At 70.0% G+C, this 17,771-nt stretch carries 17 protein-coding genes; 11 read left to right on the top strand and 6 right to left on the bottom strand.

What is annotated here, in order from left to right:
• Nucleotides 1–15: 15 nt before the first annotated feature.
• Nucleotides 16–387, top strand: a complete 372-nt coding sequence (locus L3i22_RS21495) for a hypothetical protein (RefSeq protein WP_221328745.1) — start codon at nucleotides 16–18, stop codon at nucleotides 385–387.
• A 79-nt stretch (nucleotides 388–466) separates the two neighbouring features.
• Here L3i22_RS21495 and L3i22_RS21490 read toward each other — a convergent pair whose 3' ends face one another.
• A complete protein-coding gene (locus tag L3i22_RS21490) occupies nucleotides 467–1,366 on the bottom strand; it encodes a helix-turn-helix transcriptional regulator (RefSeq protein ID WP_221328744.1) in 900 nt (299 codons plus the stop codon).
• 102 nt (nucleotides 1,367–1,468) lie between these two features.
• Here L3i22_RS21490 and L3i22_RS21485 point away from each other — a divergent pair, with 102 nt between their 5' ends.
• Nucleotides 1,469–2,230 carry an SDR family oxidoreductase gene (locus tag L3i22_RS21485; protein ID WP_221328743.1) on the top strand — a complete coding sequence of 254 codons (762 nt, stop codon included), beginning with the start codon at nucleotides 1,469–1,471 and terminating at the stop codon, nucleotides 2,228–2,230.
• Nucleotides 2,231–2,242: 12 nt separating this feature from the next.
• Here L3i22_RS21485 and L3i22_RS21480 read toward each other — a convergent pair whose 3' ends face one another.
• Genes L3i22_RS21480 through L3i22_RS21470 form a run of 3 tightly spaced genes read right to left on the bottom strand, consistent with a single transcriptional unit; the run spans nucleotide 2,243 to nucleotide 6,346 of the window.
• On the bottom strand, nucleotides 2,243–3,049 hold the full coding sequence (locus L3i22_RS21480; protein WP_221328742.1) for a transglutaminase-like domain-containing protein: 807 nt from the start codon (nucleotides 3,047–3,049) through the stop codon (nucleotides 2,243–2,245).
• A gap of 25 nt (nucleotides 3,050–3,074) precedes the next feature.
• Nucleotides 3,075–3,917 (bottom strand): Cof-type HAD-IIB family hydrolase, encoded by an 843-nt coding sequence (locus tag L3i22_RS21475; RefSeq protein WP_221328741.1) that lies wholly within the window; start codon nucleotides 3,915–3,917, stop codon nucleotides 3,075–3,077.
• A gap of 2 nt (nucleotides 3,918–3,919) precedes the next feature.
• The gene (locus L3i22_RS21470) at nucleotides 3,920–6,346 is read right to left on the bottom strand and encodes a phosphoketolase (RefSeq protein WP_221328740.1); all 2,427 of its coding nucleotides are present in this window, start codon (nucleotides 6,344–6,346) and stop codon (nucleotides 3,920–3,922) included.
• A 356-nt stretch (nucleotides 6,347–6,702) separates the two neighbouring features.
• Between L3i22_RS21470 and L3i22_RS21465 the strand changes: the two genes are divergently transcribed.
• The gene (locus L3i22_RS21465) at nucleotides 6,703–8,061 is read left to right on the top strand and encodes a glycoside hydrolase family 5 protein (protein WP_255658470.1); all 1,359 of its coding nucleotides are present in this window, start codon (nucleotides 6,703–6,705) and stop codon (nucleotides 8,059–8,061) included.
• Nucleotides 8,062–8,124: 63 nt separating this feature from the next.
• Here the strand turns inward: L3i22_RS21465 and L3i22_RS21460 are convergent, their stop codons facing one another.
• Together L3i22_RS21460 and L3i22_RS21455 are read right to left on the bottom strand one after the other, a co-directional pair.
• The gene (locus tag L3i22_RS21460) at nucleotides 8,125–8,559 is read right to left on the bottom strand and encodes a DUF1707 domain-containing protein (RefSeq protein WP_255658468.1); all 435 of its coding nucleotides are present in this window, start codon (nucleotides 8,557–8,559) and stop codon (nucleotides 8,125–8,127) included.
• Nucleotides 8,552–8,746, bottom strand: a complete 195-nt coding sequence (locus tag L3i22_RS21455; RefSeq protein ID WP_221328739.1) for a hypothetical protein — start codon at nucleotides 8,744–8,746, stop codon at nucleotides 8,552–8,554. Before L3i22_RS21455 ends, L3i22_RS21460 begins: the two co-directional genes overlap by 8 nt.
• A 149-nt stretch (nucleotides 8,747–8,895) precedes the next feature.
• Between L3i22_RS21455 and L3i22_RS21450 the strand changes: the two genes are divergently transcribed.
• The 8 genes from L3i22_RS21450 to L3i22_RS21415 all read left to right on the top strand — a co-directional run bounded on the left by L3i22_RS21450 (nucleotide 8,896) and on the right by L3i22_RS21415 (nucleotide 17,759).
• Nucleotides 8,896–10,044, top strand: a complete 1,149-nt coding sequence (locus L3i22_RS21450; RefSeq protein WP_221328738.1) for a thioester domain-containing protein — start codon at nucleotides 8,896–8,898, stop codon at nucleotides 10,042–10,044.
• Between the two features lie 282 nt (nucleotides 10,045–10,326).
• Nucleotides 10,327–11,226, top strand: a complete 900-nt coding sequence (locus L3i22_RS21445; protein WP_221328737.1) for an SDR family oxidoreductase — start codon at nucleotides 10,327–10,329, stop codon at nucleotides 11,224–11,226.
• A 97-nt stretch (nucleotides 11,227–11,323) separates the two neighbouring features.
• On the top strand, nucleotides 11,324–12,400 hold the full coding sequence (locus L3i22_RS21440) for a GGDEF domain-containing protein (RefSeq protein ID WP_221328736.1): 1,077 nt from the start codon (nucleotides 11,324–11,326) through the stop codon (nucleotides 12,398–12,400).
• A 210-nt stretch (nucleotides 12,401–12,610) separates the two neighbouring features.
• Nucleotides 12,611–13,414 carry an alpha/beta hydrolase gene (locus L3i22_RS21435; protein ID WP_221328735.1) on the top strand — a complete coding sequence of 268 codons (804 nt, stop codon included), beginning with the start codon at nucleotides 12,611–12,613 and terminating at the stop codon, nucleotides 13,412–13,414.
• Nucleotides 13,415–13,781: 367 nt separating this feature from the next.
• Nucleotides 13,782–13,961, top strand: a complete 180-nt coding sequence (locus L3i22_RS21430) for a hypothetical protein (RefSeq protein WP_221328734.1) — start codon at nucleotides 13,782–13,784, stop codon at nucleotides 13,959–13,961.
• 12 nt (nucleotides 13,962–13,973) lie between these two features.
• Nucleotides 13,974–14,477, top strand: coding sequence for a DUF6301 family protein (locus L3i22_RS21425; RefSeq protein ID WP_221328733.1), 504 nt, complete (start codon nucleotides 13,974–13,976; stop codon nucleotides 14,475–14,477).
• A 186-nt stretch (nucleotides 14,478–14,663) separates the two neighbouring features.
• Nucleotides 14,664–15,518, top strand: a complete 855-nt coding sequence (locus L3i22_RS21420; protein WP_221328732.1) for an SDR family NAD(P)-dependent oxidoreductase — start codon at nucleotides 14,664–14,666, stop codon at nucleotides 15,516–15,518.
• 468 nt (nucleotides 15,519–15,986) lie between these two features.
• Nucleotides 15,987–17,759 (top strand): VWA domain-containing protein, encoded by a 1,773-nt coding sequence (locus L3i22_RS21415; protein WP_221328731.1) that lies wholly within the window; start codon nucleotides 15,987–15,989, stop codon nucleotides 17,757–17,759.
• Nucleotides 17,760–17,771: the final 12 nt, after the last annotated feature.

Genomic DNA, 17,771 nt, shown 5'->3' with positions numbered 1-17,771 from the left:
CACGGGAGCAGACACGTGAAGGTATTCAAGCTGGCCGTCGGATTCGCCGCCGGGTATGTCCTCGGCACGCGCGCGGGCCGGGAGAAGTTCGAGCAGATCGCCGCGTACGCGCGTAAGGCGGGCAACCACCCGGGCGTCGGGCAGGCCCAGGAGAAGGCGAAGACGCTGCTGGCCACCGGGAGCCAGGCGGTCGTCGCGAAACTCCCCCACCACGACAGCGCCACCGCCGACCTGTCCGGCCGTGACCCGTTCGCCACGACCGTTCCGGTAGGTGTCTCCGCGACGACGGCCGATCCGACCATGGCCGTGAGCACGCCGCGCCCGGCACGTCAGCCCCGGCCCACCCGCACCACGCCGTCGCCCATCGGCGGCGACCCGCTGGCGTAATCCCCCGTCCTGGTCTGGTCGGTCAGGTGCCGATCGGCACCTGCCCAACCGCGTTTCCGCAGGCAGCTGTCAGCCGGGCTCACCCCATTTGCTGCGGCGGCGCGACGGGTATCCGTTTCGGATCGGTGTCCGGCGCGGTCCAGTTCGCCAGCAGTTGCAGCCGCTCCCCCGTCGGACTGCCGGGCAGCGCCGTGTAGGTGACGAGCATCTGGTCCGGCTCGCCGGGCAGTGTAAGCGTCTCGAAGCCCAGCTCCAGATCACCGACGAGCGAGTGATGCAGCAGCTTCGCGCCGGACGTCTTGTCCTTGACCTGCTGACCCGCCCACAGCCGGGCGAACTCCGGACTGCTGACGCAGAGTTCGCCGACCAGCGCGGACAGCCGGGGGTCGCCGGGGTGGCGTCCACTGTCGAGCCGCAGGAAGGCGACCGTCTCGGCGGCCACGGTGTGCCACTGCCGATAGAACGTACGGGCCCGCGGGTCCAGGAAGGTCCGCCAGACCACGTTGCGCTGCCCGACCGGCCAGGTGCTGAAGCCGTTGACCGCGTCGCCGAGCGCATTCCAGGCCAGCACGTCCAGGCGCCGGCCGAGCACGAAGGCCGGCACGGTCTGCATCATGTCGAGCAGCACCCGCACGCCGGGGCGGATCCGCTGGCGCGGCGCCCGGGCCGGCCGCGACCGGGCGCCGGCCGAGCGGGCCAGGTTGATCAGGTGTTCACGTTCGGTGCCGTCGAGGCGCAACACCCGGGCCACCGCGTCCAGCACCGAATCCGACACGTGGTGGCCGCGACCCTGCTCCAGCCGGATGTAGTAGTCGGGGCTCACCCCGGCCAGCTGGGCCAGTTCCTCGCGGCGCAGGCCGGGCACCCGGCGGCGGCCCAGCACGGGCAGCCCGTACTCCTCCGGCCGGACAGCGGCCCGCCGGGCACGCAGGAAAGCGCCGATGTCGGTCTCGCGGGCCGGTCCGGGGGACGCTGTCATGGCCCCAGTCTGCCCGGTGCCGGGAACCGGATCCTGGGTCTGTCAGACCCAGGTAACGACGCAGCCCTGCCACCGGCTCCCGGACCGGCAGAGGCTGTCGCCATGAACAGCTACGAACTGCAGAACCGGACCGCCGTGATCACCGGAGCCGCCAGCGGCATGGGCGAGGCGACCGCGCTGCTGCTCGCCGCCGGCGGGGCCCGGGTCGCCCTGCTCTCGCGGCGCCGCGACCGGCTGGACGAGCTGGCCGCCAAGATCACCGCTGCGGGCGGGAGCGCGCTGGCCGTACCGGTCGATGTCACCGACCCGGTCTCGGTGGCGGCCGCGGCCACCGCCGTCGAGACCGCCTACGGTCGGGCGGACCTGGTGGTCAACGCCGCCGGGGTGATGCTGCCGAACCCGATCGGCGACGGCCGCGAGGACGAGTGGACCCGCATGATCGACACCAACCTGACCGGCGCGCTGCGCGTCATCCGCGCGTTCCTGCCCGGGCTGCGCGCCGTCGCGGCCGCCGGCGGCACCGCCGACCTGGTCAACATCTCCTCGATCGGCGCGCACGCGCTGTTCCCGCAGTACGCCGTCTACTCCGCCACCAAGGCGGCGCTCACCCACCTGTCCGCGTCGTTGCGCACCGAGCTGGGCGCCGAAGCGGTCCGGGTCACCAACATCGAGCCCGGTCTGACCGACACCGAGCTGGGCGGACACGTCGACAACCCGGAACTGTCCGCGCAGCTCGGGGCGATGTTCCAGGCCATGCCCGCACTGAGTGCGGGCGACATCGCCGACCTCATCGGGTACGTCGTCTCGCGCCCGCGCCACGTCAACCTGCGCCAGGTGATCGCCCTGCCGACACCGCAGGCCTGACCGCCGCCCGTGCTATCGCGCGACGGCGTCCGCCGGCGGCTGAAACTCCGGGTACCGGTCGAAGCAGTTCGCCAGGTCTTCGACCGACTCCGCGGCGGCCGCGAGACGGGCGAGAACGTCGAGTGACTTGTCGAGGTCGTCGTGCGGCTGGTCGAGGGGCTCCACCTGGAGGCGGTCGCACCAGTACCAGCCGGCGACCTCGACCTTGTTCAGCGCGGCGACGTCGTTGATCAGACTCCCCCTGAGCTCGTCCCAGCCCCACAACTCGCCGTTGCCGTAGGCGGCCGGCTCGGCAGCACCACCGCGACAGAGATTCCACGCGGTGACACCGTCCTGAAAGTCGTCACCGGTCAGGTCGCCGCGCCCGGTCTGCGGGTCGGTCAGCCGCCAGCCGGAGCCATCCCGGTATTCGACCACCCAGTGGTCGATCCAGCGGTGCGCCACGAAGTAGCCGGCGAAGCCGCAGCGGATGCGGGCCGGGGTGCCGGTTGCCCGGAGCAGGGCGCAGTGCAGCAGCGCGAAGTGGTAGCAGAAGCCGAACATTCGCCGCTCGACCGGCCGCTCGCGATCCCACGGCGCCGCATCGATGCCGATCACGTTGTCCAGGATCGCTTCAGCGCCGGCCGTCTCCATGTGCGACCTGCGCTCGGTAGAGAACCGCAGCCCCTGGACCGTCGCCGTGTAGTTGTGGATGAGCAGCCCGCGCACGATCGCGGCGAGCGCCTGCGGGTCGGCCGGCAGGCCGGGCACCCGGTCGCGGTGCCGCCCGAGAGCCGAGGTCGGGCCGGCCTGCCGGTAGAACCGTGCGATGTCCTCCATGGACGAAGAGCGTACAAAAGTGATCTCAGGCGGGTGCGGCGGTCGCATAGGGCAGGATGTATCGCTCGACCGCGTCGGCGAAGCCGTCCTGCTCGTTGGAGCCGGTCACGTAGGTCGCCTGCCGGCGCACCGGCTCGGCGGCGTTGCCCATCGCGACGCTGATCCCGCTGCGCCGGAACATCAGCACGTCGTTGGCCTGGTCGCCGAAGGTGGCGATCTGTTCGCGCGGCACCCCGAACCGGTGCGAGAGCCGGTCGACCACGACGCCCTTGTTGGCGGTCGGATGGGTCACGTCCAGATAGTGCGGCTGGGAGCGGGCGGCCGAGACACGCGTGTCGAACTGCTTCTGCACGGCGAGTTCGGCCTGCGCGACCAGGTCGTAGTCGTCGCTGACGCCGACAATTTTGACAACCTTTTCCAGGTACGGGTCGTAGTCCGGCACGACCACCGGCGGGAACCGGCAGGTCCTGGTCTCGCGTTCGGCGTGCGGGGCATTGGGGTCGGTGACGTACCACTCGGTGGCGGTGTAGATCCACACGTAGAGGCCGTACGCGCGGCAGGTCTCGATCACGCCGGGCGCGACGTCGGCCGGGATGTCGCGCTCGTCGAAGACCGTCATGTCCGGCAGCATGATCACGCCACCGTTGAAGGCGGCCATCGGCATGTGCATGCCCAGCGGCTCGACCAGCATCCGCATGCCGCGCGGCGGGCGCCCGCTGGTGACGGCGAACAGCACGCCGCGTTCGGCGAGCCGGCCGACCGCGTCGATGGTGCGCGGGGTGAGCACCTTCTGTTTGGTGACCAGGGTGCCGTCGACGTCGGCCAGGACCGCCGCGATCGGGCCGGGGTGTTGCGGTGTCGTCGCCATGATCAGTCCCGCCAGGCCCAGTCGCGGATCTCGGGCTGGTCCTCGAAGTGCTCACGGGCGTAGGCGGCGGCCTCGGCGATGCGGGCGTCGCACTCGGCGATCAGCGCCGGCGCGCGCTCGGCCAGCCGCGGGCAGCGCCGGATCGCCTCGGCGGCCAGGTGGAAGCGGCTCATCTCGTTCATCGCGACCATCTGGAACGGCGTGGTGGTGGTGCCCTGCTCGTTGAAGCCGCGTACATGGATCCGGTCGACGTCGGGCTGGCCGTGCACCAGCTCGTGGATGGCCCGCTGGTAGCCGTGGAACGCGAAGACGACCGGCTTGTCCGCGGTGAACAGGTCGGCGAACTCCTGCTCGGTGGTGCCGTGCGGGTGGATGCGGGCCGGGAACAGGCGCATGAGGTCGACGACGTTCACCACCCGTACGCGAAGGTCGGGAACTTGATCTCGAAGGTAGGCCGCAGCCGCGACCGTCTCCATGGTCGGGATGTCGCCGGCGCAGCCGAGCACGACGTCGGGTTCGCCGTCCTCGTTGCCGACCCGGTGCCAGATCGAGGCGCCCCGGGCGCAGTGCTCGATGGCCTGCTCCATGTCGAGGAACTGCAGTTGCGGCTGCTTGTCCTGCACGATCAGGTTGACGTAGTTGCGGCTGCGCAGGCAGTGGTCGGCGACCGAGAGCAGGCAGTTGGCGTCCGGCGGCAGGTAGATGCGGGTCACCGTGCCGCGCTTGGAGAGCATCACGTCGATCAGGCCGGGGCCCTGGTGGCTGAAGCCGTTGTGGTCGTTGCGCCAGCAGGTCGAGGTGAGCAGGATGTTCAGCGACGGCAGCGGCGCCCGCCAGGGCAGGTTCGCGGCCTCCTGCAGCCACTTGGCGTGCTGCACGACCATCGACGCGGCGACCATCGCGAACGCCTCGTAGGTGGCGAAGATGCCGTGCCGGCCGGTCAGCGTGTACGCCTCCAGCCAGCCCTCGCAGAGGTGTTCGCTGAGCACCTCCATGACCCGCCCGTCCGGCGTCAGGTGGTCGTCGATGTCCAGGATCGGGCCGACGAAGCAGCGGTTCTCCACCTCGAAGACGTTGCCGAGCCGGTTGGAGTTGGTCTCGTCCGGGCAGAACAGCCGGAAGTTGGCCTGCTCGGCGTTGCGCACGTAGATGTCGCGCAGCATCTTGCCGAGCTGGCGGGTGGACTCCTGGCGGATCAGCGCCGGCCGCTTCGGGTCGACGTCGATCGCGTAGTCGCGGAAGTCCGGCAGGTCCAGATCGACCATGACCCGGCCGCCGTTGGTGTGCGGGTTGGCGCTCATCCGCCGGTCGGCGCCGGGGGCGAGCTCGGCCAGCTCGGCGATCAACCGGCCGGTGTCGTCGAAGAGCAATTCCGGATGGTACGAGCGCAGCCACTGCTCCAGCTGCGCGAGGTGCTCCGGGTTCGTCCTGGTGTCGGTCATCGGCACCTGGTGCGAGCGGAACGTGCCCTCGGCCGGATGCCCGTCGACCTCCTTCGGCCCGGTCCAGCCCTTGGGCGTGCGCAGCACGATGGCCGGCCAGCGCGGGCGTTCGGACAACCCGTAGCGGCGGGCCCGGTCCTGGATCACCCGGATCCGGTCGTAGCAGGCGTCCAGCGTGGCGGCGAACGCCTGGTGCACCCGCGCCGGGTCGTCACCCTCGACGAAGTACGCCTCGTAGCCGTTGCCCTGCAGGAAGGCGCGCAGGTTCTCGTCGGTCTCCCGGCCCAGGATCGCCGGCCCGCTGATCTTGTAGCCGTTCAGGTGCAGGATCGGCAGCACCGCCCCGTCGCGGGCCGGGTTGAGGAACGCGGTGCCGCGCCAGGCGCCGGCCAGCGGACCGGACTCGGCCTCGCCGTCACCGACCACCGCGGCCACGATCAGGTCGGGGTTGTCGAAGGCCGCGCCGAACGCGTGCGACAGCACGTACCCGAGCTCGCCGCCCTCGTGGATCGAGCCCGGGGTGGGCACGCTGACATGGCTGGGAATGCCGCCCGGGGTGGAGAAGCGCCGGCAGAGCCGGCGCAGGCCGTCCAGGTCCTGGGTGATCTCGGGGTAGACCTCGGTGTACGTGCCCTCCAGATAGGCGTGCCCGACCAGGGCGGGTCCGCCGTGGCCCGGACCGGCCAGGTAGATCACGTTCGCGTCGTGCTCGGTGATCAGCCGGTTCAGGTGCAGGTAGATCAGGCTCAGCCCGGGCGAGGTGCCCCAGTGCCCGAGCAGCCGCGGCTTGACGTGCTCGGGTCGTAGTGGCTCGCGCAGCAGCGGGTTGTCGCGCAGGTAGATCTGCGCGACGGTCAGGTAGTTGGCGGCGTGCCAGAGTCGCTGCATCCGGTCGAGCAGCTCCGGCGACAAGGGTCCGGCCGGGACCGTCCGGGCGCCGTCCGCGATGCTCACGACGCTGGAGACGCTGGTGTCGAACCTGTACATGATCGGTTCTCCTCGAGAAGTCCGCATCAATCGTCCGCTCGCAACGGTCCGGACGATGTCACGGGCGAGAACACCGTGGCCTCACCCGCCGCGGACGATTCCGGGGCGGCCGCCGGGACCGGGTCGAGAAAAAGGGGCGGCGATGTTGATCCGCTCGTGGGAGCGCTCCCGTACTGCTGGCTGCAACGAGCAGAGCTTCCGGCGGAAGGCGCGGGATTCAAGTGTACAAATCGCGGTGGAGTGGGATCCGACGGTGGCAGGTCATCGCGGTGGCCGGGGTCGCCGTCGTCGCGACCGGAGTCGGGATCGGCGTGGCCTCAGCCGGGCAGGCGGCACCGACCGTCAACTGTCCACAGGTGCGGATCACCGTGGCGGTGCCCGCGCAGCAGCGCGCTGACGTGCAGCGCAACCTGCAGCTGCTGAACACCCAGATCGCCGAGGCCAACAACCGGCTGCGGACCAGCGCCGATCAGGGTGGGCCGAACTTCATCCAGAACGCCATCCTGGGCCCGCTGCGCGACAAGCGGATCTCCACCATCGACCGGATCGAGATCGCGATCGGGCGCAACGCGGCCCGGCCCAACCTCAACGCGGCCAAGGTCGCGCCCTGCACGCTGAACACCAGCGGCGGCGCCTCCACCCAGCAGCCGACCGCGATGCCGACCGCCACGAAGACGGCCACGAGCGCCCCGACCAAGGCCGCGACGACGGCTCCGGCGACCAAGGCGCCGACCACCGCGCCGGCCACCACCGCGCCGGCCGCCACGACCGCCCCCGGCGGCACCCCGGTCGCAGTGAACGGGCAGCTCAGCGTGTGCGGGACCAAGCTGTGCAACCAGAGCGGCACGGCGATCCAGCTGCGCGGCATGAGCAGCCACGGCCTGCAGTTCTTTCCGAACTGCGTGAACGCCGGCTCGCTGGACGCGATCCGCAACGACTGGAACGCCGACTTCATCCGGCTGTCGATGTACGTGCAGGAGGGCGGCCTGGCCAGCGACCCGACCGGCTTCACCGCCAAGGTCAACGGCCTGGTGGACACCGCGACGAAGCTGGGCCTCTACGTGATCGTGGACTTCCACATCCTCACGCCGGGCGACCCGAACTTCAACCTGGGGCTGGCCAAGACGTTCTTCGCGGACGTGACCGCCAAGCACGCCGGTAACAACAACGTTCTGTACGAGGTCGCCAACGAGCCGAACGGGGTCAGCTGGACGGCGATCAAGTCGTACGCGGATCAGGTCATCCCGGTCATCCGCAAGAACTCGCCGAACAGTGTGGTGCTGGTCGGCACCCGGGGCTTCTCCTCGCTGGGCCTGACCGACGGCGCGACCGAGCAGGAGATCATCGACGACCCGGTGACGTTCAAGAACGTGATGTACACGTTCCACTTCTACGCCGCGTCGCACGGCGCGGACCGGCGCACGGCGGTGGCCCGGGCGGCCAAGAGCCTGCCGCTGTTCGTCAGCGAGTTCGGCAGCCAGACGTTCACCGGCGACGGCGGCAACGACTTCGCCAGCACCACCGCCTGGCTCGACCTGCTGAAGAGCCTGAAGATCAGCTACGGCATGTGGAGCCTGTCGGACGGGCGGGAGACCAACTCGGTCTTCAAGCAGGGCACGTGCGCCGGGACGACATTCAAGGGCACCGGGGTGCTGACCGAGTCCGGTCGCTACATCCGCAGCCGCATCCTGACCGGCGTCGGCTCCCCCAACTGACCCCGGCTCCACGACGGACCGCCCCTGACTCCAGGGGCGGTCCGTTGCGTTTCGCGACCCGGTTCACTCCCCGACCGGCTCGTGCAGCTCGGCACCGCCGGGCCCGATCCCGTGGCCGTCCCCGCCGTAGCCGTGGAACGCGCCCACGATCGCACTACCGACGATCAGCACCATGACCAGCGCCGTCACCGCCAGCACCAGCCGGCGGCGGGTTGCCAGGTCGGCGCGAAGCTGCGCCCAGAGCAGGCCGACGATCGCCGGCCAGCCGATCCGGGTGGCCACCGGCCGCGGCAGGTCGGCGGTGAGCGCCCCGAGCTCGTGCTGATAGGTCGTCGCATAGGCGGCGGCCAGGCGCTCCTCGAACTCGTCCATGCTCAGCCGGCCCTCGCTCGCGGCATCCCGCAACCGGACACCGACCCGCTCCCGGTCGGCGTCGGAGCAACGGATCACGCCCGGCTTCACCCGGACGGTGCGGGGCATGGTCGCAGAATCAGTCATGATCCACCTCGGTGTCGACAGCGCCTTCGATCGGCATCGAGAGTGCCCCGACCGGCTTGAGACCGCGCTGAAGGCCAGGGCTTGCCGACACCGGCCCCGGCGAGGTAACCGCATCGCCTTCAGCGCATTTGAAAACGCTGGGCACGCTCCCATTCACATCGCTCAAAGTGACGGCGAAATCGCGCAACGAACACGTCGCTTCCTCCCGAATTTTCGCAGTCGAGCCACTCGTGACAATCGATTCGAATTATGTGCATAATGCCGCGTCGCCGTCCCGCGCGCGGATGCAAGAGGGATCCCCGGGACCGGCGATTCTGGGGAAGGTGTAGGTAACACATGTTCGAAAAACGAGGACCCGGCTGGGTGCGTACGGCGCTGGCCGCCCTGGCGACCGGAGCACTGCTGCTCGGTTCCGCCTCGCCCGCCGCCGCTGCCGATGAGCCGGTCATCGGCGTTCCCGGCGGGATGGCCGGTGGCGGCGTCACGCTCATGCTCGACAACCAGCGCATGTCGATCGGCGGTCTCACCCTCTCCATCGGAGAGCAGAAGAATCTGCCGGTCTACTGCATCGACTTCCACACCCCGGTCGCCACCGGCAAGGACTATGTCGAGGGCACCTGGAACGAGTCCGAGGTCAAGAACCTCACCAAGGTGCAGTGGGTGCTGGCGCACGGCTACCCGAACGGCGACGCCGCCAAGCTGCTCGCCGCCGCGGGTGTCCAGCCGGGCGACGTGAACGACGCCAACCGCACCAAGCTGCTGTACTTCGCCACCCAGACCGCGGTCTGGCACTTCAGCGACAACATCACCCTGGGCGCCTGGCAGGACGGCCGGTCGCTGAGCGACGAGACCAGCTACACCGTCATCAAGAAGATCTACGACTACCTGACCGGCAACGCGGTCGACCAGCCGGAGCCGACCGGCGACCTGGCCGTCAGCCCGGCCGACGCCACCGCGAAGGTCGGCGAGAAGGCCGGCCCGTTCACGGTCAAGGGCCCGGCCGGCGACATCACCATCGCGGCCACCGGCGGCGCCGCCGTCGACGTCGACGGCAACCCGGTCACCAAGACCACCAACGGCGGGCAGTTCTGGCTGACCGCGGAGCAGGCCGGCCAGGTCGGCGTCAAGGTGACCGCCGAGGACTCGGTCTCCTTCGGCCGGGTCTTCCTGTACAGCGGCGGCAAGGACGAGCACCAGAAGCTGATCCTGGGCAGCAGCGTCGGCAAGACGGTCACCGCGCAGGCCGCGGCCGCCTTCAGCGCCGCTCCCGCCCCGACCACCTCGGCCCCCAGCGCCTCCGCGTCGACGAGCCCGTCGGCGTCGGCCGCGACGCCCACCCCCAGCACCTCCACGTCGCCCGGCGGCGTGCTGGCGCTGACCGGCGCCTCGACCGGTCCGGTCATCGGCGGCGGTGCCCTGCTGCTCATCATCGGTGCCGGCGCCATCCTGATGGTCCGTCGCCGCCGGGTGCGCTTCACCAGCTGACCAACCCGCACCGACGATCGACGGCGGGGCCGTACCGGGGAGACCCGGCACGGCCCCGCCGTTCTTTCACGATCCACGCCGACTCTTTCGCCGACTCACCACAAGAAGATCAAGAGCCAAGATTTCGCCGTACGGCATCAGCCCGGTCCCCGAGCCACCGCGTCGGGCCCGCCCGCCAGCCGGCAACCGAATGTGATCAAATGCGGTCGAATGCGTGTAGCCGGGTGGCTGGTGGGTAGCCGAGCCCCGACACCTCTTGAACCGCTGCTGAGGAGCACGATCGTGGCCCAGGACCAGCACCGCCAGCAAGATCCGCAGAAGCAGTTCCGCGGCCCCGACGAGCAGGGCAGCGGCGGCATCCCGCACCCCGGCCGGACCGCCGAGATGGACGTCGAGCCCGACCATGGCGAGGACAGCTACCGCGGCAGCGGCCGGCTGACCGGCAAGCGGGCGATCATCACCGGCGGCGACTCCGGCATCGGGCGGGCGGTCGCCGTCGCCTTCGCCCGTGAGGGTGCGGACGTGCTGCTCTCGTACCTGCCCGACGAGGAGGAGGACGCGCGCCAGACCGCGCAACTGGTCGAGAAGGCCGGGCGCAAAGCGGTCACCCTGCCCGGCGACATCCGCGCCGAGGCGCACTGCGCGCGGATCGTGGAGACCGCCGTGGCGGAACTGGGCGGCCTGGACATCCTGGTCAACAACGCGGCCTACCAGATGGCCCAGTCCGGCGGGATCACCGACATCAGCACCGAGCAGTTCGACCGGGTCATGAAGACCAACCTGTACGCCATGTTCTGGCTCAGCAAAGCCGCCGTGCCGCACCTGAAACCGGGCTCGACCATCATCAACACCGCGTCGATCCAGGCCTACCAGTCGTCGCCGCAACTGCTCGACTACGCCACCACGAAGGCCGGCATCATCGCCTTCACCAAGGCCCTCGGCGCCGGCCTGGCCGAGAAGGGCATCCGGGTCAACGCCGTGGCGCCGGGCCCGATCTGGACCCCGCTGATCCCCGCCACCATGCCCGCCGAGAAGGTCGACTCGTTCGGCGCGGACACCCCGATGGGACGCGCCGGCCAGCCCGCCGAACTGGCACCGGCCTACGTCTTCTTCGCCTCCCAGGAATCCAGCTACGTCACCGGCGAGGTCCTCGGCGTCACCGGCGGCAAGCCGTTGGCCTGATCCGCACCGATCGGCGGCGCGGGCGACCCGCACCGGGGGATTCGCGGCCGGAACGGCATCAGACGACGGCTTTCGACGCCGATGTTGGGGTATGGGCATGGTGACGCGACCATCGGCATGGCTCGCGGTCGCGCTTCGCGGCCTCGGGCCACGCCAGGCGAAGCCGGCCAGAGCGTGGATCGCGATCATGCTCGGGTCGTGCACCGCGGTGTTCTTCACCGCCGCCCTGCTCGACGAGGCCGGCCTCGACCCGCTGCAGCTGGGCTGCGGCGCCGTCCTCGCGCTGTTCTGCCTGGCCGTGATCGCGCTGACGCCGGCCCGGGCCGCGAGCCTCTGTGTGATCGGGCCGCTGCTCGGCATCGCCAGTGTGGTCGTGCTGGACCTCGGCACCGACGATGCCGGGTTGACCGGGCAGATCTTCTTCACGATGCCCGTGCTGTACGCCGCCGTACACCTGCGCGTACCGGGATCAATCCTGGTCACCGTGGCCGCGATCACCGGCGAGGCGATCGTCGTCCTGCGGCTGCTCCCCCTCGATCAGGCACTCACCGACGTGGCGTTCACCGGCGGCATGCTGATCCTGATGGGCTCGGTGCTGACCCGGGCGATGGTGAACCAGCACCGCCTGGTCGAGAAGCTGCGCCGGCAGGCCTCCGTCGATCCGCTGACCGGCCTGGTCACCCGGCGGGTCCTCGACGACGCGGTCAGCGCCATCTCCAGCGCGACCTCCGACGCGGGCACCGCGCTCATCCTGATCGACGTGGACAAGTTCAAGACCATCAACGACACGTACGGGCATGCCGTCGGTGACGACGCGCTGATCCACATCGCGGCGGTGCTGTCGGCCCGGAGCCGGCCGCAGGACGTGCTCGCCCGGATGGGCGGCGACGAACTCGCGGTCCTGATGCCGGGCTGCGACTACGACACCGCGCACCGGCGCGCCGAGGATTTCGTCCGCACCGTCCACGAGCAGCCCCTGCCGTTGGCCGACGGGCGCAAGCTCGCGTTGTCGATCAGCGCGGGCGCCGCACACGCCCGGCAGGACACCGGTTCCACCCGGGACCTCTACATCAGCGCCGACACCGCCCTGTATGCCGCCAAACGCGCCGGCCGCGGCCGCGTCGGCGACCCAGTCCCGATCAACGGCACAAACCCCTTCAGCGGTACGGCGTGACGTCACGTCCCGCCCTCACCCGGTCCTTCCGGAGGTGAGTCGGCACCTCCCCACCGGCACGAGCGGCAGGATCAGCCGATTCTGGCGACCATCTTGCCGGCCGCGCGGCGGGGTGAACAACCATGCGCTGACGCCCCTGGGGTCCGCTCCCGGTGGGACTGGGGGGTTTCCATGATTCGGGGGTGGGGGTCTGACTGGTGTGCTTATCGCATGACGACGACGACACCGACCCCGATCATCTTCATCCACGGCCTCTGGCTCCACGCGACCTCCTGGAACACCTGGATCGAGAAGTTCACCGCCGAGGGCTACGCCCCGATCGCCCCGGGCTGGCCCGGCGACCCGGACACCGTCACCGAGGCCCGCGAGAACCCCGAGAGCATCGCCGACCACGGCATCGACAACGTCGTCGAGCACTACGCCGGAATCATCCGGGGCATGGACACCGCGCCGATCCTGATCGGTCACTCGTTCGGCGGCATGATCGCGCAGAAGCTGCTCGGACAGGACCTGGGCCGCGCCGCCGTCGCGATCGACGCCGCGCAGATCAAGGGGGTGCTGCCGCTGCCGCTGTCCGCGCTGCGGGCCACCCTGCCGGTGTTCAAGAACCCGGCCAACAAGCACCGGGCCGTGTCCCTGACCGCCGAGCAGTTCCGCTACGCCTTCGGCAACGCGATCCCCGCCGAGGAGTCCGACGCCCTGTTCGAGCAGTGGACCATCCCCGCACCCGGCAAGCCGCTGTTCGAGGCCGCCGCCGCGAACTTCAGCCCGCATTCGCCCGCCAAGGTCGACACCGCCAACCAGAACCGCGGACCACTGCTGCTGATGACCGGCGGCAAGGACCACACCGTCCCCGAAGCGGTGGTCCGGGCGACGCTCAAGCAGTACCGGCACTCCGACGCCGTCACCGACATCACCGAATTCCCCGACCGCGGCCACTCACTGACCATCGACAACGGCTGGACCGACGTCGCCGACACCGCGCTCGCCTGGCTGCGCCGCCAGGGCCTCTGAAACCCGTACCCGCAAGCGGTCTTGATCTTTCTTTTTCAGGAACTCGTCATGAAGTTGATGGTGCCGCCCCGAGCAGTTGCTCGGGGCGGCAGGTCGGCGGCGCCCCGAGCCGACGATCGTCACGGGCGTGCTGCCGCGTTGTCTGCCATCTGCTCGGGCTCGGATCCCGCGGGACGGGCCGGGCGGGTGAGGATGCTCAGGCCGGCGACCACCGCCCAGAACTGCAGCGGGAAGACGCTGGCACGCTCGGCGGCGCCTGCCGCAGGTAGGTATCCACGAGCTCAGGGACCGTAGCCGCGAGCACGAGCCGGAACCCCGTGCCGCCGATATTCCAGCCCCTCACCTGCCCGGAGTCCGGGTAGAGCCGGTGGCCTGTTTCCGGTCGGCACCCGGCATCGAGATCGTCGCGGAGGCCGGCAACGGCGCGGAAGCCGTGGCGCGCGCCAAACGGATGACGGGCAAGCTGAGCCTGAACAGCCACGCGCAGGCGGTCGTGCTGGCCTACGAAAGCGGCCTGAACGTGCCGAAGGCCCGCCCCGATAGTTAGAGAGACCCCGTCATGACGTTCACCCGGACCGACGATGCGACCGTTCACCAGATGCTGGCCGCGTTGCGTGACGCGGACTGGTCGTGGCGCGTCGAGGATGTCGACGCGCTCGTCGCCCGGCTGGGCTGGCGTCTGACGGAGCGCTGGGACAACGGCGCCGAGGCCGAGTTGCCCTGGGCGTTGCCGGAGCGGATGGTGCCGCTGGTGTACTGGTCCGATGGTGTCAGCCAGGTGTTTTTCGATCTGACCGCTCGTACCGCGAACACGCCGCAGACCGCGGCGGCGGCCGACGATGCCTTCGCCGACTTCACCGCGATGGCCACCGGGATCCTCGGCTCGCCGGTCGAGGCCACGCCCGGCGAGAACCCGACCGTGGTGTGGCGCACCGCCGCATCGACCTTCACGATGATGATCTTTCTCGACAAAGTCGTGCTGAACTGGTCGTCGAACGCCTACCAGCGGTTCCAGGACGAGGTGGACGCGGCCGGCTCGGCCGGGTTCGAGGCCGGGGAATAGCTGTCGACGCGCCGCACGGCTCGCCCTGGTGTTGACCCCGGATGGCGCCTCGTCCGGGCCGCTCGCCGGTGTCGGCCTGCAAGTACCGCAGATGCCCACCACCATCGATGACACTACGAACCGAAGGTGACACTGGGTTCCACCGATGAGATAGTGTCTCACTAAATCGACGGAGGGAAGATCTTGGTGGACATCAAGAAGGTCATCGTCATCACCGGTGCCAGCGGCGGCATCGGCGCCGCCGCCGCACGCCAATTGCACGCCGACGGGCACACCGTGGTGATCGCCGGGCGCTCGCCCGAGCGGACCCGCGCCGTCTGCACCGAGCTCGGCGTCGACGGCCACGTCGCCGACTTCACCCGGCTCGACGACGTCGCCCGGCTCGCGGCCGAGCTCACCAGCGCCTACCCCCGCATCGACGTGCTGGCCAACAACGCCGGCGGCATGTTCGGCCCGCAGACCCGCACCGTCGACGGCTTCGAGAAGACGTTCCAGGTCAACCACCTCGCGCCCTTCCTGCTCACGCAGCTGCTGCTGGACACCCTGATCGCCTCGCGCGCCTCGGTGATCCAGACCTCGAGCACGGTGCGCTTCACGAAGAAGATCGATCTGACCGACCTCGACCACGACCGTCATTTCGACGCGGTGCACGCCTATGGCGCGGCCAAACTCGAGAACATCCTGTTCACCCAGGAGCTGCACCGGCGCTACCACGCCGACGGCATCTCGGCGGCCTCGTTCTACCCCGGCAACGTGCTGACCAATTTCGGGGCCGAGGCCACCAAACCGGTCATCCGCCTGGTCCGCCGGGTCGCGGCCAACCCGCTCGGCCGCCGGCTGTTCTCCACTCCGGAGCAGGGCGCCGATCAGCTGGTGTGGCTCGCGCAGGGCACGCCCGGCGTCGACTGGGAGTCGGGCGCCTATTACTTCCGGCGCGCCATCACCCGGCCGAGCAACGCCCAGGCCTTCGACGAGTCGCTCGCGCGCGGCCTGTGGGAACGCTCGCAGCAACTGACCGCCGGCAAACGCCCGACGCCGTAGCGCTCGCTCAACTGTCTGCTCGACGGCGCCCTCATCCGCAGCGCCGGGACCACGGTGGCCGGCACGGGCATCGCATCGATGCTCAGGCCGGCACCGCAGATCAACGACCACACCTTCCCGCAGCTCACGGTCGCGTCGTGGGCAAGGCCGCAAAAAACCAGGCTTCGGCGTACGACCCCAAGTACCGCCCGGGCACACCACCCGTCTCGCTGAGCCACTCCCCCGTGGACCGCCCCGTCGTCGACGCGGGTCTCTAACGAGGTCCACCGGACGGGCCGTTACCTGACGTGCCCGGCGCGGTCGGCCCACCCGAAAGCAAGTGCCTGCCAGTCGTCTGGTCTATCCCAGAACGCCCGGATTCGCCGCTAGCGTGACGGCACCGCGCCTCGGACCACGATGGATCCCCCGGACCCACGGATCCGATCGGCACGGACACCAACGCCGTGATCACCCTTTCGGAGGAAGCCGTTGACCAGCACCAGCAGGACAACCGCCGGGCGAACCCGATTCGGCCGATGGCGAGCCGTCATCGCGTTCGGTGCCGTCGCCGCCCTGGTCCCGCTCGGCATCGTCGGCGCCCGGCCGTTCCGCGCCCAGGCCGAGCAGAACAACCCGGCGATCCACTATGTGATCGACGTGTCCGGGTCGATGGCCGGGGAACGTCTCACCAACGCCGTCGCCGCGATCAAGCAGAGCGCCGCGTCCGTCCCGAACACCACCGCCCTCGGCCTGCGCAGCTACGCCGGCGGTTGTGACCAGTCCACCACCGCTGCGGCCGTGCCCATCGGCACGAACAACGACGCCGCGATCGACACGGCCGCCGATCACCTCGTCGCCGGCGGCGGGACACCGACCACCGCCGCCCTCGGCGAGGGCTTCAAGGAGCTGCAGGCGTACCCGACCACCGGGCCGAAACGTCTCGTGCTGCTCACCGACGGCGACACCCAGTGCGGCATCACCATCTGCGACTACGTGAAGCAGAACCTGCCCGCCGGCGTGCAGCTACAGCTGTACACCGTGGGTCTGCAGGTGTCCGACACCGCGGCGACCGACCTGACCTGCGCCGCGCAGAGCACCGGTGGCAGCTACATCCCCGCCCAGCAGCCGTCCGATCTGGCCGACGCGCTCGCCCAAGCCACCACCGGAAGCCGCAGCTGCGCGAGCTCCGGCGCCGGCGGCTGGCGGATGAGCGCGCACATCTCCGACAACGACGGCCTCGTTCTCGACGAGTCCGCGTTCGGCGGCCGGGTCTTCGCCAAGCAGATCAGCGTGCCGTACCTCGAGGGCATCTACCGGCACAACGGCGTACCCGGGCTCGTCTCCCTGATCGAACTGACCCCGACCAGGGACAAGGCGCACCCCGCCCCGGACGGCGAACCGCTGCGTGGCAGCACCCTGCAATCGTTCCAGTGCGGACAGGACGGGGGCGACATCTACGCCAAGGCCGTCTACGCCGTCGACGACTTCGTCGCCGAGACCAACACGACCGGGCCGCTGACCGTGACCCAGGAGTACCGGTTCCGCGGCATCGACGCGGCGCACCCGTGCGAGCCGACCGAGAAGCTGTCCTGCGCCCGGTTCTGGCCGTCGCTGTCGTACCACTACGCCGGCAGCACGGACTGCCCGCGCCGCAACACGCGCACCTGCACCCAGTTCACCGCGCTGCGCACCGTGCAGCGGATGGCGTTCCGCCCGGACGACAAACTCGGCGGCGGCATCGACGCGTACCGGGACAGCCCGACCATCGACAAGGACCCGGGCACGCTCAAGACCAAGGGTTCGCGCGGTGCGATGAGGTACGAGGACGCCGACGAGGCGATCCGCAACGGCAGTCGCGGTGACTGGGACAGCATCCACCAGGCACCCGGCCCGAAGACCTCCGGACCCGGGGTCCTGTCGCCCGGCTGCGGCGAATGTGTGCACATGCACTGGGCGTGGACGTCGTTCCTCATCGATGCCCACAAGCGCCAGCGGTGGAGCGACGGAAAACCGGAGATCCCGGACGGGTCCACCCAGAGCGCCGACTTCGGCGTCGTCCGTCAGCAGGACGGCGAGGAGGACCCGTACGTCAAGGGTTGGCGCAGTCTGATCGGCAAGAAGAAGAACGCCGCTTCCGAACTGACCGGGCACACGCCGATCATTTTCTGGGAGATGACCAGCTACGGCAAGGACGACGCGACGTTCCCGATCCTGAACAACTACCGCCACGGCGGCAACGGGGCGATCTTCTTCGGCGGCTGACCCCGGCCGGGC

The sequence above is a fragment of the Actinoplanes sp. L3-i22 genome, assembly GCF_019704555.1.
GTDB lineage: Bacteria > Actinomycetota > Actinomycetes > Mycobacteriales > Micromonosporaceae > Actinoplanes.
This window is presented reverse-complemented; position numbering and strand designations above follow the sequence as displayed.

Excerpts from the sequence above, each read along its gene's own strand:
- L3i22_RS21440 (WP_221328736.1), top strand. The coding sequence starts at position 11,324 with ATGGTGACGCGACCATCGGCATGGCTCGCGGTCGCGCTTCGCGGCCTC.
- L3i22_RS21485 (WP_221328743.1), top strand. The coding sequence starts at position 1,469 with ATGAACAGCTACGAACTGCAGAACCGGACCGCCGTGATCACCGGAGCC.
- L3i22_RS21480 (WP_221328742.1), bottom strand. The coding sequence starts at position 3,049 with ATGGAGGACATCGCACGGTTCTACCGGCAGGCCGGCCCGACCTCGGCT.
- L3i22_RS21470 (WP_221328740.1), bottom strand. The coding sequence starts at position 6,346 with ATGTACAGGTTCGACACCAGCGTCTCCAGCGTCGTGAGCATCGCGGAC.
- L3i22_RS21460 (WP_255658468.1), bottom strand. The coding sequence starts at position 8,559 with ATGACTGATTCTGCGACCATGCCCCGCACCGTCCGGGTGAAGCCGGGC.
- L3i22_RS21435 (WP_221328735.1), top strand. The coding sequence starts at position 12,611 with ATGACGACGACGACACCGACCCCGATCATCTTCATCCACGGCCTCTGG.
- L3i22_RS21490 (WP_221328744.1), bottom strand. The coding sequence starts at position 1,366 with ATGACAGCGTCCCCCGGACCGGCCCGCGAGACCGACATCGGCGCTTTC.
- L3i22_RS21425 (WP_221328733.1), top strand. The coding sequence starts at position 13,974 with ATGACGTTCACCCGGACCGACGATGCGACCGTTCACCAGATGCTGGCC.
- L3i22_RS21450 (WP_221328738.1), top strand. The coding sequence starts at position 8,896 with ATGTTCGAAAAACGAGGACCCGGCTGGGTGCGTACGGCGCTGGCCGCC.
- L3i22_RS21475 (WP_221328741.1), bottom strand. The coding sequence starts at position 3,917 with ATGGCGACGACACCGCAACACCCCGGCCCGATCGCGGCGGTCCTGGCC.